18 protein-coding genes are annotated in these 17,256 nt (G+C 64.7%); 8 read left to right on the top strand and 10 right to left on the bottom strand.

The features are described from left to right. Positions 1-28: 28 nt before the first annotated feature. From B4400_RS00765 to B4400_RS00750, 4 genes are all read right to left on the bottom strand, one after another. Complete coding sequence (locus B4400_RS00765) at positions 29-1,072, bottom strand: NAD(P)-dependent alcohol dehydrogenase (RefSeq protein WP_078308855.1); 1,044 nt, start codon at positions 1,070-1,072, stop codon at positions 29-31. A 70-nt stretch (positions 1,073-1,142) separates the two neighbouring features. Further along, entirely contained in the window at positions 1,143-3,014 is a 1,872-nt protein-coding gene (locus B4400_RS00760; protein ID WP_078308856.1) for an ABC transporter ATP-binding protein/permease, read from the bottom strand. 129 nt (positions 3,015-3,143) lie between these two features. Next, a complete protein-coding gene (locus tag B4400_RS00755) occupies positions 3,144-4,016 on the bottom strand; it encodes an EamA family transporter (protein WP_078308857.1) in 873 nt (290 codons plus the stop codon). Next, entirely contained in the window at positions 4,013-4,588 is a 576-nt protein-coding gene (locus B4400_RS00750; RefSeq protein WP_078308858.1) for a TetR family transcriptional regulator, read from the bottom strand. Before B4400_RS00750 ends, B4400_RS00755 begins: the two co-directional genes overlap by 4 nt. 37 nt (positions 4,589-4,625) lie before the next feature. On the opposite strand from B4400_RS00750, the gene B4400_RS00745 reads away from it, so the two are divergent. Then, positions 4,626-5,042, top strand: a complete 417-nt coding sequence (locus tag B4400_RS00745; protein WP_078308859.1) for a hypothetical protein — start codon at positions 4,626-4,628, stop codon at positions 5,040-5,042. A gap of 9 nt (positions 5,043-5,051) precedes the next feature. Here the strand turns inward: B4400_RS00745 and B4400_RS00740 are convergent, their stop codons facing one another. The 4 genes from B4400_RS00740 to B4400_RS00725 all read right to left on the bottom strand — a co-directional run bounded on the left by B4400_RS00740 (position 5,052) and on the right by B4400_RS00725 (position 7,508). Further along, complete coding sequence (locus B4400_RS00740; protein WP_078308860.1) at positions 5,052-5,525, bottom strand: SRPBCC family protein; 474 nt, start codon at positions 5,523-5,525, stop codon at positions 5,052-5,054. Between the two features lie 135 nt (positions 5,526-5,660). Continuing rightward, positions 5,661-6,173 carry a nitroreductase/quinone reductase family protein gene (locus tag B4400_RS00735; RefSeq protein WP_078308861.1) on the bottom strand — a complete coding sequence of 171 codons (513 nt, stop codon included), beginning with the start codon at positions 6,171-6,173 and terminating at the stop codon, positions 5,661-5,663. Further along, positions 6,170-6,448: a YciI family protein gene (locus tag B4400_RS00730; protein ID WP_078308862.1), complete on the bottom strand. Its 279-nt coding sequence runs from the start codon at positions 6,446-6,448 to the stop codon at positions 6,170-6,172. The genes B4400_RS00735 and B4400_RS00730 overlap by 4 nt, the downstream gene beginning before the upstream one ends. Positions 6,449-6,500: 52 nt before the next feature. Beyond that, a complete protein-coding gene (locus B4400_RS00725; protein WP_286151106.1) occupies positions 6,501-7,508 on the bottom strand; it encodes an ABC transporter substrate-binding protein in 1,008 nt (335 codons plus the stop codon). A gap of 225 nt (positions 7,509-7,733) precedes the next feature. On the opposite strand from B4400_RS00725, the gene ctaD reads away from it, so the two are divergent. Together ctaD and serB are read left to right on the top strand one after the other, a co-directional pair. Continuing rightward, the gene (gene ctaD, locus B4400_RS00720) at positions 7,734-9,431 is read left to right on the top strand and encodes an aa3-type cytochrome oxidase subunit I (RefSeq protein WP_078293961.1); all 1,698 of its coding nucleotides are present in this window, start codon (positions 7,734-7,736) and stop codon (positions 9,429-9,431) included. A gap of 3 nt (positions 9,432-9,434) precedes the next feature. Further along, positions 9,435-10,694 (top strand): phosphoserine phosphatase SerB, encoded by a 1,260-nt coding sequence (serB, locus tag B4400_RS00715; protein WP_078308864.1) that lies wholly within the window; start codon positions 9,435-9,437, stop codon positions 10,692-10,694. A gap of 12 nt (positions 10,695-10,706) precedes the next feature. Here serB and yczR read toward each other — a convergent pair whose 3' ends face one another. After that, a complete protein-coding gene (gene yczR / locus B4400_RS00710) occupies positions 10,707-12,155 on the bottom strand; it encodes a MocR-like transcription factor YczR (protein WP_078308865.1) in 1,449 nt (482 codons plus the stop codon). A 62-nt stretch (positions 12,156-12,217) separates the two neighbouring features. Here yczR and yczE point away from each other — a divergent pair, with 62 nt between their 5' ends. Then, positions 12,218-12,907 (top strand): membrane protein YczE, encoded by a 690-nt coding sequence (gene yczE, locus B4400_RS00705; protein WP_078309015.1) that lies wholly within the window; start codon positions 12,218-12,220, stop codon positions 12,905-12,907. On the opposite strand, the gene B4400_RS00700 is transcribed toward yczE, so the two are convergent. Next, complete coding sequence (locus tag B4400_RS00700; protein WP_078308866.1) at positions 12,889-13,635, bottom strand: helix-turn-helix transcriptional regulator; 747 nt, start codon at positions 13,633-13,635, stop codon at positions 12,889-12,891. The two genes, yczE and B4400_RS00700, sit on opposite strands and share 19 nt — an antisense overlap. Positions 13,636-13,755: 120 nt before the next feature. Here B4400_RS00700 and B4400_RS00695 point away from each other — a divergent pair, with 120 nt between their 5' ends. Genes B4400_RS00695 through B4400_RS00680 form a run of 4 tightly spaced genes read left to right on the top strand, consistent with a single transcriptional unit; the run spans position 13,756 to position 17,252 of the window. Next, complete coding sequence (locus tag B4400_RS00695; RefSeq protein ID WP_078294632.1) at positions 13,756-14,598, top strand: ABC transporter ATP-binding protein; 843 nt, start codon at positions 13,756-13,758, stop codon at positions 14,596-14,598. Between the two features lie 27 nt (positions 14,599-14,625). Next, positions 14,626-15,474 carry an NUDIX hydrolase gene (locus B4400_RS00690; RefSeq protein ID WP_078308867.1) on the top strand — a complete coding sequence of 283 codons (849 nt, stop codon included), beginning with the start codon at positions 14,626-14,628 and terminating at the stop codon, positions 15,472-15,474. Next, positions 15,471-16,265, top strand: coding sequence for an enoyl-CoA hydratase (locus B4400_RS00685; protein WP_078308868.1), 795 nt, complete (start codon positions 15,471-15,473; stop codon positions 16,263-16,265). The genes B4400_RS00690 and B4400_RS00685 overlap by 4 nt, the downstream gene beginning before the upstream one ends. Positions 16,266-16,286: 21 nt before the next feature. After that, a complete protein-coding gene (locus B4400_RS00680; RefSeq protein ID WP_078294624.1) occupies positions 16,287-17,252 on the top strand; it encodes a class I SAM-dependent methyltransferase in 966 nt (321 codons plus the stop codon). Positions 17,253-17,256 lie beyond the last annotated feature (4 nt).

The raw sequence follows: 17,256 nt of genomic DNA, 5'->3' as shown, positions 1-17,256 counted from the left end.
CAGTCACCGGTTGTACTCGGGGTGAAACTTACAAAGTGGCGGTGTCGATGACGAACCGGTACCGCACGTCGCTGGCGATCACACGCTCGTACGCCTCGTTGATGTAGTCGGCGTCGATGACCTCGATCTCGGAGCCGATGTTGTGCTCGGCGCAGAAGTCAAGCATCTCTTGGGTTTCCGGGATACCGCCGATGCCGGAACCGGACAGGCTACGGCGGCCGAACAGCAGTGGGAAGGCCGGAACTTCGATGGGGTTCTCCGGTGCGCCCAGCTCGACCAGCGTCCCGTCCACATTGAGCAGACCGAGGTACTTGCCCATGTCGAGATTGGCGGAGACCGTGTTGAGGATGAGGTCGAAGCCGTAGCGCAGGTTCTTGAAGGTGTCTGGGTCGGAGGTGGCGTAGTAGTGGCTGGCACCCAGGCTCAGTCCGTCTTCCAGCTTCTTGAGCGACTGGCTCAGCACCGTGATCTCGGCGCCCATCGCGGCACCCAGCTTGACGGCCATGTGCCCAAGTCCGCCGAGTCCGATGACCGCAACGCGCTTGCCCGGACCGGCACCCCAGTGCCGCAGTGGTGAGTAGGTGGTGATGCCCGCGCACAGCAGCGGAGCTGCCTTGTCCAACGGGAGGCTGTCGGGGATGTGCAGCACGAAATCCTCGTTGACGACGACGGCCTGGCTGTAGCCACCCTGCGTCTGGGTTCCGTCGCGGTCCTTGGCGCCATAGGTGCCGACCATGCCGCCGCCACTGCAGTACTGCTGCAGCCCGGCCAGGCACTGCGGACAGGTGCGGCACGACTCGACCATGCAGCCAACACCCGCATGATCGCCCGGCTTGAACTTGGTGACCTCCGAACCGACAGCGCTGATGACGCCGGCGATCTCGTGGCCGGGCACGATCGGGTAGTTGGCACGTCCCCATTCGTCGCGGACGGTGTGGATATCGGAGTGGCAGATGCCGGCGAACTTGATGTCGATGAAGACGTCGTGCGGACCGAGCTCACGGCGCTCGATCGTGATGGGGACCAGCGGTTCCTTACCGGATGTTGCGGCGTAGGCGGAGACGGTGACCATATATGCGTCCTTTTGCGATAGTTAACGAAGCTACCGATCTCAGACTACTCGCCCCGCACATGACGCGCGCTTAGACGGGGGACAGCGACCACCGTCCATCGGCCTCCAGCTGCAGCTTCTGGTCATGGTGCTGATCGATCGTGCTGCGATGGCCGACGCTGACGAGTGTGCAGTCGGGAATCTCGGTGCGGAGCAGGCGGTAGAGCGCGAACTCCAGCCCCTCGTCGAGTGAAGATGTCGACTCATCCATGAAGATGGCCTTGGGTTTGAGAAGCAGTATTCGCGCGAACGCGACGCGTTGCTGCTCGCCTGGGGAGAGAACCTTGATCCAGTCGGATTCTTCGTGGAGCCGGTCGGACAAGTGACCAAGCGCCACCTTGTCGAGTGTGGTGCGCAATTCTTCATCGGTAAAGGTGTCCGGCGGCGCGGGGTAAGTCACTGCCGCACGCAGATCGCCCAATGGGAGATAGGGCATCTGCGACAGGAACAAGGTCTCATGCTCGCCGCCGGGGCGGGTCCAGTCGCCATCGGTGTACGGCCACAGTCCGGCCAATGAGCGCAGCAGTGTGGTCTTGCCGCCGCCCGACCGTCCCTTGATGAGCAGTGCGTCCCCCGCGTTGAGGCTGAGGTTCAGGTCGTCAATCAGAGTGTCACCATTGGGCTTACGGACGTAGATGTTGTGCAGCGTGACACCATCCGCCTGATCGCCGGGTTCGAGCATGGGCAGCTCGCGTGACTGCGCGTCGGCTTCCAACAGGCCGTCGAGGCGCATGACGGTGGCGCGGTAGGCGGCGAAGTTGTCGTAGGCATTCCGGAAGAAGGATAGGGAGGTCTGCAGCTGGCCGGCGGCGCTGGCGCTCTGACTTACGTCGCCGTAGGTAATCTGCCCTGCGATCAGCCGCGGAACCTGCAGAACGGAGTTGAAAACCGCTGCGGTTTGCGATACCGCGAAGTTCCAGCCGGTGAAGCCCATGCTTCGATACACCAGCTGCCAGAAGTTGTCGATGATTCCATCGAAGCGGCCCTTGAGCTGCTTGGCCTCGGCTTTTTCGCCGCGGTAGAACGCCACGCTTTCCGAGGTGTCGCGCAGGCGCACCAGGGCATAGCGGAACATGGCGTTGAGGCGTTCGTTGAGGAAGTATCTGCGGATCAGTGGGCGTCCGATCCGGAACGCGATCAGGGTCGTTACGATCACATAGATGTAGGTGAGAAACACCAGGGCTCTGGGCATCTCAAATCCGAAAATGTTCAGCGGTCCGGATAGATCCCACAGGATGATGGTGAACGAGGGCAGCGAGATGCACGCATTCACCGCGCCGAATGCCAGGTGCAGCGAGGAACTCTGTAGCTGCTCCGGTGCGACCGACATGGCGACAAAGTTGTTGATATCAGCCTGAATACGCTGATCGGGGTTGTCGATGGTGTTGTCGATGAAACGTGATCGATAGAAGGCCCGCTTCGAGAGCCAGTCGGAGGTAATGCGGTCGGTAAGCCATACGCGCCACCGAATGATGAACGCCTGCAGCAGATACAGGTCGGTAACCACTACCACGATGTTGATGCCCGCCAACAGGCAGAACCGGCGGATGTTGAGCCAGAAGAACGCCTTGGCCTCCGGCATGCCCTGGCCATCGCGCGCTAGCGCCTGGACGATGTACTGGATCGATGCCGACATGTCGTTGTAGTAATAGGTGAATACCACCGACAGGCGGACATTCACCACGACGGAGAGCAGTACCAGTGCCAACAGCGCCCAGCCGACCCGCCCTTCACGTGTGGTGAAGTACTGGCCCGTGATGCGCCAGAATTGACGGCCCCACTGCGTGAACCGAATGATCAAGAACGCGATGGTGAGAAAAACTGCAATGGTTACCGGCAATACCCAGCCGATCCACACCAGCGATCGCCATACCTCGGTGCCCCAGTCGGTCGCAGTCTTCATCGATTAATGCCTTCCGAGTCCGTCACTATCCAGTTGTCCGCGGAGTGTACGGGCACAGGCTGAGCACGTCCTGACAAGCGCTAAGAGTGGCCAGGTAGCGAAAGTTTTGTGCGGGTCGTCGGCACGGCATCACAGTGCGGCCGGGGTGCCGTTCGGGTCCCGGTCTCGGCGTGAAGCGACGGCGATCACGATCGCGAGAATACCGAAAAGCTCTGGTGTGCTGGGAATCTGGTGCATGACGAGCACGCCGATCGCGGTCGCGGAGAGCGGAAGCAGCGCGAGGAGCACTGCGAAGTGGCTCTGCCCCGCCCGTCGCAGGATCACCTGGTCAAGGCCGTAGGGGATGACGTTGGAGAGCACGCCCATCAGGAGCCCCAGCACGAGGACATGGCCGACGGGTATCTCGCCATGAGTGCCGGCGATACCGAAAGCCAAGACCGGCACGGTCACGATCATGGCGACGGTGAATCCGACCGCCAGCGAGTCGGCCGGATTACCCTGTAGCGCAACACGTTTGCCGAGCACAATGTATCCGGCCCAGAACAGCGCCGCGAGCAGCGCGAATGCCATCCCCGCGGGCTCGGCGGTGAGCTGCACGTCGGCGATCAGGAGGACACCGACGAGAGCGGCCAGAACCGAGAATCCCTCGCGGAGGGATCGCGAGCCGATCGCCGCGACACTGATCGGTCCCAGGAATTCGATCGCCACCGCAGTGCCCAGCGGCAGTCGGTCGATCGCGAGATAGAACGACATATTCATCAGGGCGGTGACCAGCCCAAAGCCGCCTGCCCACCACAGTGCCCGGCCCCGCCAGGCCGCACGTCCGGGCCGGGCGATGGCGAGAAACACCAGCGCCGCACCGCATATCCGCAGCCAGGCCACGCTTACCGGGTCGAGCCACCGAAACAGGCTGACTCCAGCGGCGGCACCGATGTACAGCGAGGTGCCGCTGACCAGCATGAGGGCGGGTGCCGCGAGCCGGTGGCGCTCAGGTTGAGTCACCGCGTCGCCAACAAGGTGCGGACAGCCTCTGTCAGATCTTCTTCGAGCCACCCGGGCAGGCCGGGCATGTGGCGTCGAACCGCCGCATACGGCAAGTCGACCACTGCGCGCACGAGCCGGTCGCGGCTTCGTGCGTCAGTGTGGCCATAGACGGCCCGCGTCAGATCCCGCATCGCGGCGAACAACGGTTCATTCATCGTGTCTAGTGCCCTCGCCGCGCCGGCTGCTCCAAGGACATCGGCGCTACGTAGGGAAAACAGTAGCCGGGCGTCATCGGGATAGGAGCGTGCGAACCCCGGCACTGAAAGTGCAAGCGCCACAGCAATGTCAATGGGATCCACGGAGGAGTGCAGTGCGCGGAACGCGTGTTCGTGGAAGCGCTCCACCGCACGTAGCCAGGTGGCCGACATGATGGCTTCGCGGTTGCCGAAGCGATGGTTCAGGGTTCCGGCCGGAGCGCCCGAGGCGCTCGAGATAGCCGCGATGGTTGCGGCACGGGGGCCGCCGTCGAGCAATAGTGATCGCACCGCGTCGAGGATGGCATCGCTGGTGTGCTTGCGTTCGGGAGCCATCTGGAATATCCATCCTAATTCTGGTAAACCATGAGATATGGAACATCCATCCTATATTGACGAGCATGCGATCCGTATCGACGCGCCGCGGGACCGGGTGTGGGCGAGCCTGCGGCACTACGTTGACGCCGTGCTGAGATCCGCTGAGCGCAGTCCGCTTGGCGCCGTGCTGGGCGCCAGTCCGCGTGCGGGCTTCGCTGTGGACGGTATCGACCCCGAACAACGGCTGAGTTTGGCCGGGAAGCACCGCTTTTCGCGCTACGAGCTGGTATTCGAACTCGCCGAGACCCGCGACGGTGGTACTCAGCTGCGTGCGCAAACGTATGCGGATTTTCCCGGGCTACGCGGCCGGATCTACCGTGCGCTGGTGATCGGTACGCGCGGCCACGTGGTGGTGACCAACCATCTGCTGCGTTCGGTCAAACGGCGTGCCGCTGGCGCGGGTTCGCACTGACCGGGATCGCTACGAATTCAGCTCGCGCCGTGCGGATTCCGCGGCCAGCGCGCGCTGGAAGCTGCGGACAAATCCCACCTGGGTCTTCTTGAGCTGCCGCTCCAGTAGGCCGGGCAATCGGATCTTGAGATCCAGGGAGATGTCGGCGGTAAGGCGGGATTCGGGGTCATCGGGGACGACGGTGAACCGGCTGACGTTGTGGCGCAGGGTTCTGCTTTCCAGCAGGGTGAGCCGACAGCCGTCGGGGTACCACTCGTACTCGGTCAGGGAATCATCGGAGATTCCGAGCGTGGTACTCACCGTTCGCACCAGCCGCGGCGAGCCGTCGTCAAATGATTCGACGACAGTCATCGTGCTGGCGACCGGCGGCCACGTCGGCAGATGTGGGCGCAGCCAACTATCGACGGACTCCACATCCTTGAGCACCTCGAGGACGGTTTCGGGCCTAGCGGCGACGGCAATGTCGATGCGTTCCTGGATCACGTTCCATCCTTCCGCGGACTGCGGGGAACGTTAGCCCAATTGGAGCAAAAATGGAGACCTTTAGGGCAAACTGATTCTAAAGTCCCAGTTCAGAACTAGTACTGGAGGTACGGATACTGTCTGTAACGAATAGCTTTAGGTGGCGCGTTCCAGGATGAAAACTCTGATCTCGCGTCCGGTGCGGCCCTTGTAGGCGGAATAGACCTCGAGCATCGCCTCGAAGCGCCGGTAGTAGTCGTCGCGCTCGGCGCCCTGCGCGAGGGTCGCGACCACATCGATGGTCTGGCCGGCCAGTGTCACCTTGGCGCGCGGATCGGCGAGCAAATTGGTGGTCCACGCCGGGTGCTTCTCCTGGCCGAAATTGCTGCCCACTAGTGCGATCCGATCGCCATCGTGGAGATACAGCAGCGGGGAGACCCGCGGCTGGCCAGACTTGCGCCCGGTCGTGGTGAGCAGCAGCGTCGACAAACCCAACGGGCCCAGCACGGTGTACCGGCTGCCGGTGCGCTCCATGACGGCCCGGTCCAGGGGGGTCAACTTGCGGATGGTCCACGACCCCGGTTTGGTGGCGGCGAACTTGGCGGCGGCCCGGGACAGCGCGCTGTCGGGATTGCCCCAGCGATTCTCTGGAAAACCCTTGTCGCTCACGGGATTATCTCGGCTTTGCGTCCAGCGTTGAATCCAATTCGGGTGTACTCGGCAACCCCGGCCGTGGTGTACGGATCGGCGGTGATCAGGGCCTCGGCGTCCTGTGCGCTGATGTCGCCGGTGACCAGCACGCCGCCGGTACCTGCCTCGTTGCGGCCGCTGATCAGCAGATTGCCTGCCGCGATCTCGCCGTCGAGCCACTCCAGGTGTGCGGGGCGGACACCGTCCACGACGTCGAGCGGTTGGGTATAGGTCAGCTGCAGTACGTGGTACATGCCGGGAGCGTAGCGCCTGGGGCGATGGGTGGGTGCGGGCCGACTGGGAGATCTAGTTGATGGGTGCGTTGACCCACTGCAAGTCGTCCAGAATCCCGCGGGCCGCGACAATTCCATCCCCGGTCTGCCAGACCTCGTTGTTGACCGCGAACACCCGGTTGTCTCGTGTGGCGCCGAGCGCCCTCCAGGGCTTGGTGCCGAAAATCCGGGCAGCCCGATCCCTGGCCGACGGGCTGGTAAACGAGACGTAGACGATGTCGCCCTCGACTGCCGAGAAGTCTTCGGCGCTGATCTCGATGAACGGAGTGTCGGTAAACCGTTGGGTGGCAGGGCGATCCAGTCCCACGGTGGCGAGTACCGAAGCCGGGAAGTTGTTGGCGCCGTACACCCGCACCGTCTGATCGGTGAACTGGACTATTGAGGCCTGGAAATGTGTGGCGTCGTTCTCGCGGCCCACCTTCTTGGCGGCATCGACGAAGCCCGACCACAGCTTGTCGGTGTCGGCGGTCCGCCTGGTGGCCTTACCCACCAGCTGGACGTGCTCGGCCAGATCATGGCCGGACACGATCACGGTGGGCGCGATGGCGCTCAGGTCGAGGTAGGAATTCTGTTCGCCCACCGAGCTCAGGATGAGATCGGGTTTGGCGGCACCGATCTTGGCCAGGTCCGGAGATGCCATCGGACCGACTGACGGCAGGTCATGGACCACGGTGCCCAGGTAGGACGGGGGAGACGTCGCGCGGTCGGCCAGTGCCACTCCGACGATGCGATCCTGCAGTCCCAGTGCACACAGCGTGTCGATGGCGCCGGCGTCGAGGACCACGATGCGTTTGGCGTCCTCGGGCACCTCGGTCTCGCCCTGGGCGTGCCGCACCTCGCGCGGTGCGGCGGAGTCGACAGCCGCCGGATCCTTGGCGCAGGACTCGTCGGGCTTGCGTGCATTGCCCAACACACCCGCGCCGGCGATCTTCGTGGTGCTGGTGGCCAGGGTGCTCGGGGTCTCGTTGGTGGGTTTCTCCGTACAGCCGGATACCGTCACCGTCACCAGTGCTGCCGACATCACGGCAGCGCCCCAGAACCTCGCTGTCTGCACCCGGTTGAACTTACCGCGCGGGGTCGCGAACACGCGGGTAGGACGCTTCGACCACGGTCGCGCGGATGGTAATCAACCCCAAGTACGACTCTCTGTAGGACCCGCTCCACGATCGGGGGTGGCGCGGGCTAGGATTCACCCCAGACATGCAGTCACTGGATCGACTGCGCGCTACAAGGAATCGGAGGAGCCGTGACCGCCGAAGCACCCCCCATTGGTGGATTGCAGGCCAGCCGCCCGTTCCCGCCCCGCACGGGCGCGCGGGGCACTCTGATCTACCGATTGATCACGACGACCGATCACAAGCTGATCGGCATCATGTATCTGGTCGTGTGCTTCGCGTTCTTCCTCATCGGTGGCTTGATGGCGCTGTTCATGCGCGCCGAGCTGGCGGTGCCGGGCCTGCAGTTCCTGTCCAACGAGCAGTTCAACCAGCTGTTCACCATGCACGGCACCGTGATGCTGCTGTTCTATGCGACGCCCATCGTGTTCGGCTTCGCGAACGTAGTGCTGCCGTTGCAGATTGGCGCGCCGGACGTCGCCTTCCCGCGTCTGAACGCCTTCTCGTTCTGGCTGTTCCTCTTCGGCGCCATGATCGGTATCGCCGGCTTTATCACCCCTGGTGGCGCCGCCGACTTCGGCTGGACCGCCTACACCCCATTGACCGACGCCATTCACTCGCCGGGTGCCGGCGCCGACCTGTGGATCATGGGTCTGGCCGTCGGTGGTCTGGGCACCATTCTTGGCGCGGTCAACATGATCACCACGGTCGTCTGTATGCGCGCCCCCGGTATGACCATGTTCCGGATGCCGATCTTCACCTGGAACATCCTGGTGACCAGCGTGCTGGTGCTGCTGGCCTTCCCGCTGCTGACCGCCGCGCTCTTCGGTCTGGCCGCTGACCGGCACCTGGGAGCCCACATCTTTGACCCCGCCAACGGCGGTGTTCTGCTGTGGCAGCACCTGTTCTGGTTCTTCGGACACCCCGAGGTCTACATCATCGCGCTGCCGTTCTTCGGCATTGTTTCGGAGATCTTCCCGGTGTTCAGCCGCAAGCCGATCTTCGGATACACCACGCTGATCTACGCGACGCTCGGTATCGCGGCGCTGTCGATCGCGGTGTGGGCGCACCACATGTACGCCACCGGGGCGGTGCTGCTGCCGTTCTTCTCCTTCATGACCTTCCTGATCGCGGTTCCGACCGGTATCAAGTTCTTCAACTGGATCGGCACCATGTGGAAGGGGCAGTTGACCTTCGAGACCCCGATGATTTTCTCGGTGGGCTTCCTGGTCACCTTCCTCTTCGGTGGTCTGACTGGCGTGCTGCTGGCCATGCCGCCGGTCGACTTCCACGTCACCGACTCGTACTTCGTCATCGCGCACTTCCACTACGTGCTCTTCGGCACCATCGTGTTCGCGACCTACGCCGGTATCTACTTCTGGTTCCCGAAGATGACGGGCCGCCTGCTCGACGAGCGTCTGGGCAAGTTCCACTTCTGGCTGACCTTCATCGGCTTCCACTCCACCTTCCTGGTGCAGCACTGGCTGGGTAACCAGGGCATGCCGCGCCGGTACGCCGACTATCTGCCCACCGATGGCTTCACCTTCCTGAACTCGTTCTCGACGGTGGGTGCCTTCATCCTGGGTGCCTCGACGCTGCCGTTCTTGTGGAACGTGTTCAAGAGCTACCGCTACGGCGAGGTCGTCACGGTCGACGATCCGTGGGGCTACGGCAACTCCCTGGAGTGGGCCACCAGCTGCCCGCCGCCGCGGCACAACTTCTCCGAGCTGCCCCGAATCCGTTCGGAACGCCCGGCATTCGAGCTGCACTACCCGCACATGTCCGAACGCATGCGCGCCGAGGCGCACGTGGGTGGCGGCCACAAGTAACCGGTGGCCCGTAACTTCACGGTCCTTGTCACCGTCACCGGGGCCGACAAGCCTGGTGTCACCTCGGTGCTCATGGGTGTGCTATCCCGCCACGGCGTCGAGCTGCTGAATGTCGAGCAGGTCGTCATCCGCGGGAAGCTCACGCTTGGTGTCCTCGTCAAGTCGCACGGTGGCAATCAAGCCGTGGAGGCCTTGCAGGACGAGCTCGAAGAGGCCATGCACACGCTGGGGTTCAATGTTGACGTCGAACTCGGCCGGGATAGCTCAGTAATCCGGGACCCGTCGACTCACACCATCGTGGTGCTGGGCCGGCCCGTCACGGCGAGGGCCTTCGGGGCTGTAGCGCGCGCCCTTGCCGAACTTGGGATCAACATCGACCTGATCCGGGGTATCGCCGACTACCCCGTGACAGGCCTGGAGCTGCGGGTCACGGTGCCGCTGGGGGCACCTCCCGCTCGCGGGGGACAGCGACTGACCGATCTCGACCTGCACACCGCCATGGCCCAGGTGACCGTCGACGAACCGGTGGACATCGCCGTCGAGCACAGCAGCCTGGACCGGCGTGCCAAACGACTCATCGTCTTCGACGTCGACTCGACCCTGATTCAGGGCGAGGTCATCGAGATGCTCGCCGATCGTGCCGGAGCCCGGGAACAGGTCGCGGCCATCACCGAGGCGGCCATGCGGGGGGAGCTGGACTTCGCCGAGTCGCTACACCAGCGAGTGGCCACCCTGGCCGGGCTGCCCGAATCGGTGCTCGAAGAGGTGGCCGAGGAGCTGGTGCTCACCCCGGGCGCACGCACCACCATCAGAACCTTGCGCCGCCTCGGGTACTCGTGCGGTGTGGTGTCGGGCGGATTCCGGCAGGTGATCGATCCGCTGGCCCACGACCTGGCTCTTGATTTCGTGGCCGCCAACGTCCTGGAAATCGTGGATGGCAAGCTCACTGGCCGTGTCATCGGGGAGGTCGTGGACCGCCCGGGGAAGGCCAAAGCGTTGCGGCAGTTCGCCTACGAGGCAGGGGTGCCGCTGGCGCAGACAGTGGCGGTCGGTGATGGCGCGAACGATATCGACATGTTGTCGGCGGCCGGCCTCGGCGTGGCCTTCAATGCCAAGCCCGCACTGCGGGAGGTTGCCGACGCGTCGGTGAGTCAGCCGTATCTGGATGTGGTGTTGTTCATTCTCGGGGTGACCCGCGCCGAGATCGAGGCCGCCGACGCGGTCGACGGTGGGGTGCGCCGCGTCGAGATTCTCGACGATTAAGAGGCGCGTGGGTCAGCCCACCATCGCCGAATCAGCAAGCGGTGCAGCGCCAGTCACGGTGTGCCAGGCCTGGGCGAGGAGCTCCACTCCGCGCAACAACTGATCGTCGTGCTGGGTGAAGGGCACCCGCACAAAACGTTCCAGCGAACCGCCGACCCCGAACCGTGGGCCGGCGGCAATGCGGACCCCGAGGCGCGCAGCGGCCGCAGCGAGTGCGGTACTCATCGGAGCGGGCAGTCGGGCCCAGATACACAGTCCGCCTTCGGCTTCCTGCAGCTCCCAATCGGGAAGTCGCCGGTGCAACTCGGCCACCACCAGGGCGCGCCGTGCGCGAAGGGTCTCCCGTTGCGTGGCCTCCACCTCGTCTGCGCGTTCCAGCAGCTCGGCGGCGGCCAGCTGTTCGAGGATCGGTGTGCCGGTGTCCATGGCCGAGCGCACGGCAGCGAGCCGGGCGATGGTGGTGCGGTCGGCGCGAATCCAACCGACGCGCATGCCGCCCCAGAACGATTTTGACATGGACCCGATGGTGACCACCAGATCGGGACGCGCTACCAGCGAGGCCATCGGTGCGGGCGTGGGTGCCTGGTGCCAGGATCCCACGAGCGACTCGTCGACCACGGTCCGGGTTCTAGTCTGGGAGATGATGTCCGCCAATGCCTTTCGCTGTGAAAGCGGCATGGTGAGGCCGGTGGGGTTGTGGTTGTCCAGCACCAGGTAGGCCAGGTTTGGGGCCGTTTGACGGATAGTGGTCTCCATGCCGGTCATATCCCAGCCCGACTCGCGTTCGTGGGTGTGCATCGGTACCGGGACAGGGCGTGCGCCACGTTGGGTGATCGCATCCAGCGCACCGTGGTAGCTCGGCTGCTCCACCAGGACTCTGTCGCCGGGCTCCACGAAGGCGCCGAGGAGTAGTGCGATGGCCTGCTGGGCACCGCACGTCACCATAATCTGGTCCTCTGCGGTGGGCAGGCCGCGTCGTGAGAAGTGTTCGGCGATACGGGGGCGCAGCTCCGGAATGCCTACCAATTCATGACCGATTCCCCGAAGGTGGGTCGGCAGTTTTGTCAGGGCCAGCTGGTACGCCTCAAGAACCGCGGCAGCCGGTGCGGAGGTAGCGGCATTTTGCAGGTCGATCATCGCGCTGGCTAATCCCGTTGTGGCCGAATGCGATCGGTCGGGGCCGGGCAGAGCGGTGGTGCTGCGCGCCCCCTGGCGGCCACGCAGGTATCCGTTCTCGCGCAGTTCGGCGTATGCGGCGGTGACAGTGGTACGGCTGACGTGCAGCGCGCTCGCCAACGCTCGTTCGCTGGGGATGCGGGCGCCGAGCGGCAGCCGCCCGTCGATGACGAGTAGCCGGATCGCGTCCGCCAGTGCTCCGTACGCGGGGCCCGCAGAGCCCGCGGTGCGCCATTGGCCGAGGTGGCGGGCCAGGGTGTCGGCGATAACCACGCGATCAGACATAAAAGCCAGTGTGACTCAACTGGCTATTGAAAGACAAGCCAGTTGGCCGAGAAACTCGGATGGTGACCGGGAAATGGATTGGTTGGAGTGCGCGCGGTACGGCCCTGCTGGTGGGCCTGTACCTGTACGGGTTCTCGATGGCGCTCATGGTGCGCGCGGGGCTCGGGCTGGACCCGTGGGACGTATTCCATCAGGGGCTCTCCATGCGTACCGGGATGAGCATCGGGCTGGCCTCGGCGGTGACCGGCGTCGTCGTACTACTCGCGTGGATTCCGTTGCGTAACAAGCCGGGTGTGGGGACGATCGCCAACATTGTCGTCATCGCCGTCGCTGTCGATTCCACGCTGGCCTGGCTGCCCGCCCCCTCGGCGATGGCCGTGCGGGTGGGGTTTCTGGTCGGCGGTGTGCTGCTGAATGCGATTGCCACGGTGCTGTACGTCGGTGCCGGGTTGGGGCCGGGGCCGCGTGATGGACTGACAACTGGACTGGTTCATCGCACCGGCCGATCGGTGCGGCTGATCCGGACCACCATCGAGGTCATCGTGGTGGCGACGGGTTGGCTGCTCGGCGGGAATGTGGGCGTGGGGACCCTGCTTTACGCGCTGGGGATCGGGCCACTCATTCAGGTGGTGCTGCGGCTTACGCCCCGGCGACTACTGGCCGTCAGTGGCTGGGGTGCGGTGTTGAGCACGCAACGCGACAACTCCGCGGCTGTCGTGCCGGCGAAGTCACCTCAGGATGTGGCGGCCTGATTGCGCCGGTCGAATGACTCGGCGTCGATGAGTAACTGCTCGCGAAGGGCGTCCGGGAGGTCGATCAGTGCGGACGTCAGCTCGGCCACCGCTTCGTTCTGGGCGAGCTCGAGAGTGGTCAAATCCTCATCCAGCTCGTCCGCGTAGCCACTATCGGTGAAGTAACGGACGTCGATGCGGAAAGCGTGCGCGATGCTCTCCAGCGCCTGGAGGGATGGACGTCCCCGCTGCCCGTTCCGCAACTGTGACAGATAAGGCGCTGAGACTACGGTACCCCCGGTCCGCATGAACACTAAGAATTCGCTGTTGGAATACGGGCCGCGGCCGGGCGTGTGCAGCACCGCGAACACCCGGTTAAGTCTGGCGACGAATTCCTCTTGCGATCGCGGATCTTTGAAGGGGTAGAGGGCGCTGCGGTTGCTATCGGCCGAGGAATCAAGTTTTGATGTGCGATTATCTTCCGCACTATCTGATCCTTGGATTCGCCGGTTGGCATCGATCAAGCGGCCCAGGGCCGTCGTGTCGCGGCGCAGCTGAGACTGGAAGGCGTCGACCCGGCGACGCCACGCCTTGAGGTCATCCCATACCCAGGACCGATCCTCGCCGTGAGCTGCACGTTGCTGGATTCGACTCGCTTCGGCATCGAGCTGGGCGATGAGTCGATGGTTAGCAAGCCCGATACTGTGCACCGTGTCCAGGTAGGGATCCGGATCAAGATCGTTTGTCATATCGTTGCCTAGAATTCCTTCCGAGCTTGCTGACGTATGGATGAGGATACGCGATGGAAGCCCGGGCGCATGGTCGGGACGGCTCGGGAGATGGCTCCCGCTCGCCGCTCGCCGGGCTCGATGCGGCACGATGGCCCCGTGGCCGAAATTGATCCGGACCTTCTGCTCGATTTCCGCGATGTCCTCTTGCGGCGCAATCGCAAGGTGTTGGTAGGCCCGGTCACCTGGTCGGTCGAGCTGGACGAGCGGTGGGTGGTTGTCGGTCCCAACGGAGCCGGCAAGACATCGTTGCTGCGGATCGCGGCTGCCATGGAGCACCCCACATCAGGTCACGCGGCCATCCTGGGTGAGCGATTGGGGCGCGTCGATGTCACGGAGCTCAAGGCGCGGATCGGTCTGAGCTCGGCCGCGCTCGCGCAGCGGATACCGGATAACGAAGTGGTCCGTGACCTGGTGGTCTCGGCCGGATACGCGGTGCTGGGGCGGTGGCGCGAGGAGTACGAGGAGATCGACACCGCTCGTGCGGTGGACATGCTCGAGACCCTCGGCGCCGAGCATCTGGCCGAACGCACCTACGGGACGCTGTCCGAGGGTGAGCGCAAACGAGTGCTCATCGCGCGTGCATTGATGACCGATCCCGAGCTGCTGCTCCTCGACGAGCCTGCCGCCGGGCTGGATCTGGGCGGGCGTGAGGAACTCGTGGCGCGGCTGGGTGAGCTTGCCGCCGACCCGGATGCACCCGCGATGGTTTTGGTGACCCACCATGTGGAGGAGATCCCGCCTGGTTTCAGCCATGCGTTGTTGCTGTCCGAGGGCGAGGTTGTCGCTCAGGGCCTGCTGGCGGATGTGATGACCAGCGAGAACCTGTCCCGCGCGTTCGGTCAGTCGATCGTGGTTGAGATGATCGACGGGCGCTACTTCGCGCGACGTGCCCGGGCCCGGGCAGCCCACCGGGCGCATTAGCGCGCAAAGTTTAAGGAGCCCTCCTCGATGACACCAACCCCCAACGATCCAGCCCCGAACAATCCAGCGCAGCCGAAACCCGCGGCCACCGTCGTGCTCATTCGCGACGGCGGAATCGGCGTCGAGGCGTTTCTGATGCGCCGCGATAACGCCATGGCCTTTGCCGGTGGGATGACCGTGTTCCCGGGCGGTGGAGTGGACTCCCGCGACTTGCGTGCCGACCTGCCGTGGGTGGGCCCGGATGTCGACTGGTGGGCGCAGCGGTTCGGTGTGTCGCCGGAGCTGGCGTCGGCATTGGTGTGTGCCGCCGCCCGCGAGACCTTCGAGGAGTGTGGGGTGCTGTTCGCGGGCACCTCGGAGGCCGAGATCGTGCGGGACGCGGCCGCTTACCGCCAGGCCCGCCGCGACCTCTCCGACAAGACGCTGTCCTTCGGCGAGTTCCTGCAGCATGAGGGGCTTTTTCTGCGGGCTGACCTGCTGCGGCCGTGGGCCAACTGGATCACCCCCGAGGCAGAGCCGCGTCGCTACGACACCTTCTTCTTCGTCGCGGCATTGCCGTCGGGGCAGGACGCCGACGGAGACAACACCGAGGCCGTCGCCTCGGGTTGGCAGACCCCCGACGCCGCGATATCGGCTTTTACCGAGCGACGCAGCTTTCTGCTTCCGCCCACCTGGTCGCAGCTTGACGCCGTGTCCTCGTCCGGTGCGACGGTCTCGGAGGTGCTGGCGTCGGCGCGACACATCGCTCCGATCATGCCGATCTTGACGGAGCAGGACGGCCGATGGTTCGTCCAGTTCGACGATGTGGACCGCTACGAGGCCGCCCGGCAGGGGGCCGTGGAGATCCCCGAGTCAACCGGGCCGGAGCTGGCATGACCGAACCCGAATTCGTCTCGGTACGTACTGCGCCCGAGTATCCCGGCATTGGCACCATCGCGCTGTCGCGTCCGCCCACCAACGCCCTGACCCGTCAGATGTATCGCGAACTCGCCCAGGCTGCCGCCGAGGCAAACGCGCGCACTGACATCCGCGTTGTCATCGTCTACGGCGGACATGAAATCTTTTGCACTGGTGATGATTTAGCCGAGCTATCGGAGTTGACCGCTGACGAGATGTCGCGCAGCGCCGGCGACCGGCAGGCCGCGTTGACCGCGGTGGCAGAGCTGACCAAACCCACGATCGCCGCGATCACGGGATACGCATTGGGCAGCGGCCTGGAGCTGGCGCTGGCAGCCGATTGGCGGATCGCGGGGGACAACGTCAAGGTGGGTTCGCCGGAGATTTTGGCGGGCATGATCCCGGGCGGTGGCGGGACAGTGCGGTTGGCGCGCGTGGTGGGCTTGAGCCGGGCCAAGGAAATGGTGTTCAGCGGCCGCTTGGTCGACGCCAAGGAGGCCCTGCGGATGGGGCTCCTGGATCAGATGGTGGCGCCTGACGACGTGTACACCGAGGCCGCTGTCTGGGCCCGGCGCTTCGTCGACGGGCCGCCCCTGGCTCTCGCCGCCGCCAAGCAGGCAATCGATCACGGTTTCGACAGTCCGCTGGCCGGGGGACTGGACAGGGAACGCGAGCTGTTTTGCCAGGTGTTCGCGACACAGGATCGTGCGGACGGGGTGGCCGCTCAGCTGGAGATCGGCCCGGGGACGGCCCGGTTCAGGGGAGCCTAACCAGGCGTTAGGCTGACGGCCATGACGGAGATTTCCGAGCCGACGACCAAGGCCACTGCGGAGCAGGTCGCTGCCGCTTTTGAGGACAACAAACTCGCCCAGATCCTGTATCACGACTGGGAAGCGGAGACCTACGACGAGAAGTGGTCCATCTCGTACGACCAGCGCTGCATCGACTACGCGCGCGGCCGGTTCGATGCCATCGTGCCTGTCGAGGACCAGCGCGAGCTGCCCTATGACCGCGCCCTGGAGCTGGGCTGTGGCACCGGCTTCTTCCTGCTGAATCTGATGCAGTCGGGCGTCGCGCGCCGTGGTTCGGTCACCGATCTGTCGCCGGGCATGGTCAAGGTCGCCACCCGTACCGGCAAGGAGCTGGGCCTGGACGTCGACGGCCGGGTTGCCGATGCCGAGCGGATTCCGTACGACGACAACACCTTCGATTTGGTGGTCGGCCATGCCGTGCTGCACCACATTCCCGATGTCGAGCTGTCGCTGCGCGAGGTGCTGCGGGTGCTCAAGCCGGGTGGACGGTTCATCTTCGCCGGCGAGCCCACCACAGTCGGGAATCTGTACGCTCGCGCGCTCGCGAATCTGACGTGGAAGGCCACGGTCCAGGCGATGAAGCTGCCCGGACTGGAGAGCTGGCGGCGTCCGCAGGAGGAGCTCGACGAGAATTCTCGCGCCGCGGCCCTGGAATGGGTCGTTGACCTGCACACCTTTGATCCGGCAGATCTGGAGAAGATGGCCGGCAATGCCGGCGCCGTCGCGGTCCGGACCGCGAGTGAGGAATTCACCGCGGCCATGCTGGGGTGGCCGGTGCGCACCTTCGAGTCGACGGTGCCGCCCGGCAAGTTGGGCTGGGGCTGGGCGAAGTTCGCGTTCGGCGGTTGGAAGGCGCTCAGCTGGGTGGACGAGAACGTGTGGCGTCACGTGGTGCCGAAGGGCTGGTACTACAACGTGATGATCACCGGGCTCAAGCCCTCGTAATCAC

It is taken from the genome of Mycobacterium sp. D16Q13 (genome assembly GCF_002013375.1).
In the GTDB taxonomy this organism is placed as follows: domain Bacteria; phylum Actinomycetota; class Actinomycetes; order Mycobacteriales; family Mycobacteriaceae; genus Mycobacterium.
The sequence above is the reverse complement of the archived record's forward strand: the minus strand, read 5'-3'. Positions and strand labels throughout refer to the sequence as shown.

Bases quoted from the DNA above. Each gene is read 5' to 3' on its own strand.
- B4400_RS00760 (WP_078308856.1), bottom strand. From the start codon at position 3,014: ATGAAGACTGCGACCGACTGGGGCACCGAGGTATGGCGATCGCTGGTG.
- yczR (WP_078308865.1), bottom strand. From the start codon at position 12,155: ATGTCTGATCGCGTGGTTATCGCCGACACCCTGGCCCGCCACCTCGGC.
- B4400_RS00685 (WP_078308868.1), top strand. From the start codon at position 15,471: ATGACCGAACCCGAATTCGTCTCGGTACGTACTGCGCCCGAGTATCCC.
- B4400_RS00700 (WP_078308866.1), bottom strand. From the start codon at position 13,635: ATGACAAACGATCTTGATCCGGATCCCTACCTGGACACGGTGCACAGT.
- B4400_RS00730 (WP_078308862.1), bottom strand. From the start codon at position 6,448: ATGTACCACGTACTGCAGCTGACCTATACCCAACCGCTCGACGTCGTG.
- B4400_RS00690 (WP_078308867.1), top strand. From the start codon at position 14,626: ATGACACCAACCCCCAACGATCCAGCCCCGAACAATCCAGCGCAGCCG.
- B4400_RS00695 (WP_078294632.1), top strand. From the start codon at position 13,756: ATGCGGCACGATGGCCCCGTGGCCGAAATTGATCCGGACCTTCTGCTC.
- B4400_RS00725 (WP_286151106.1), bottom strand. From the start codon at position 7,508: ATGTCGGCAGCACTGGTGACGGTGACGGTATCCGGCTGTACGGAGAAA.
- B4400_RS00680 (WP_078294624.1), top strand. From the start codon at position 16,287: ATGACGGAGATTTCCGAGCCGACGACCAAGGCCACTGCGGAGCAGGTC.
- B4400_RS00745 (WP_078308859.1), top strand. From the start codon at position 4,626: ATGGAACATCCATCCTATATTGACGAGCATGCGATCCGTATCGACGCG.
- B4400_RS00750 (WP_078308858.1), bottom strand. From the start codon at position 4,588: ATGGCTCCCGAACGCAAGCACACCAGCGATGCCATCCTCGACGCGGTG.
- B4400_RS00765 (WP_078308855.1), bottom strand. From the start codon at position 1,072: ATGGTCACCGTCTCCGCCTACGCCGCAACATCCGGTAAGGAACCGCTG.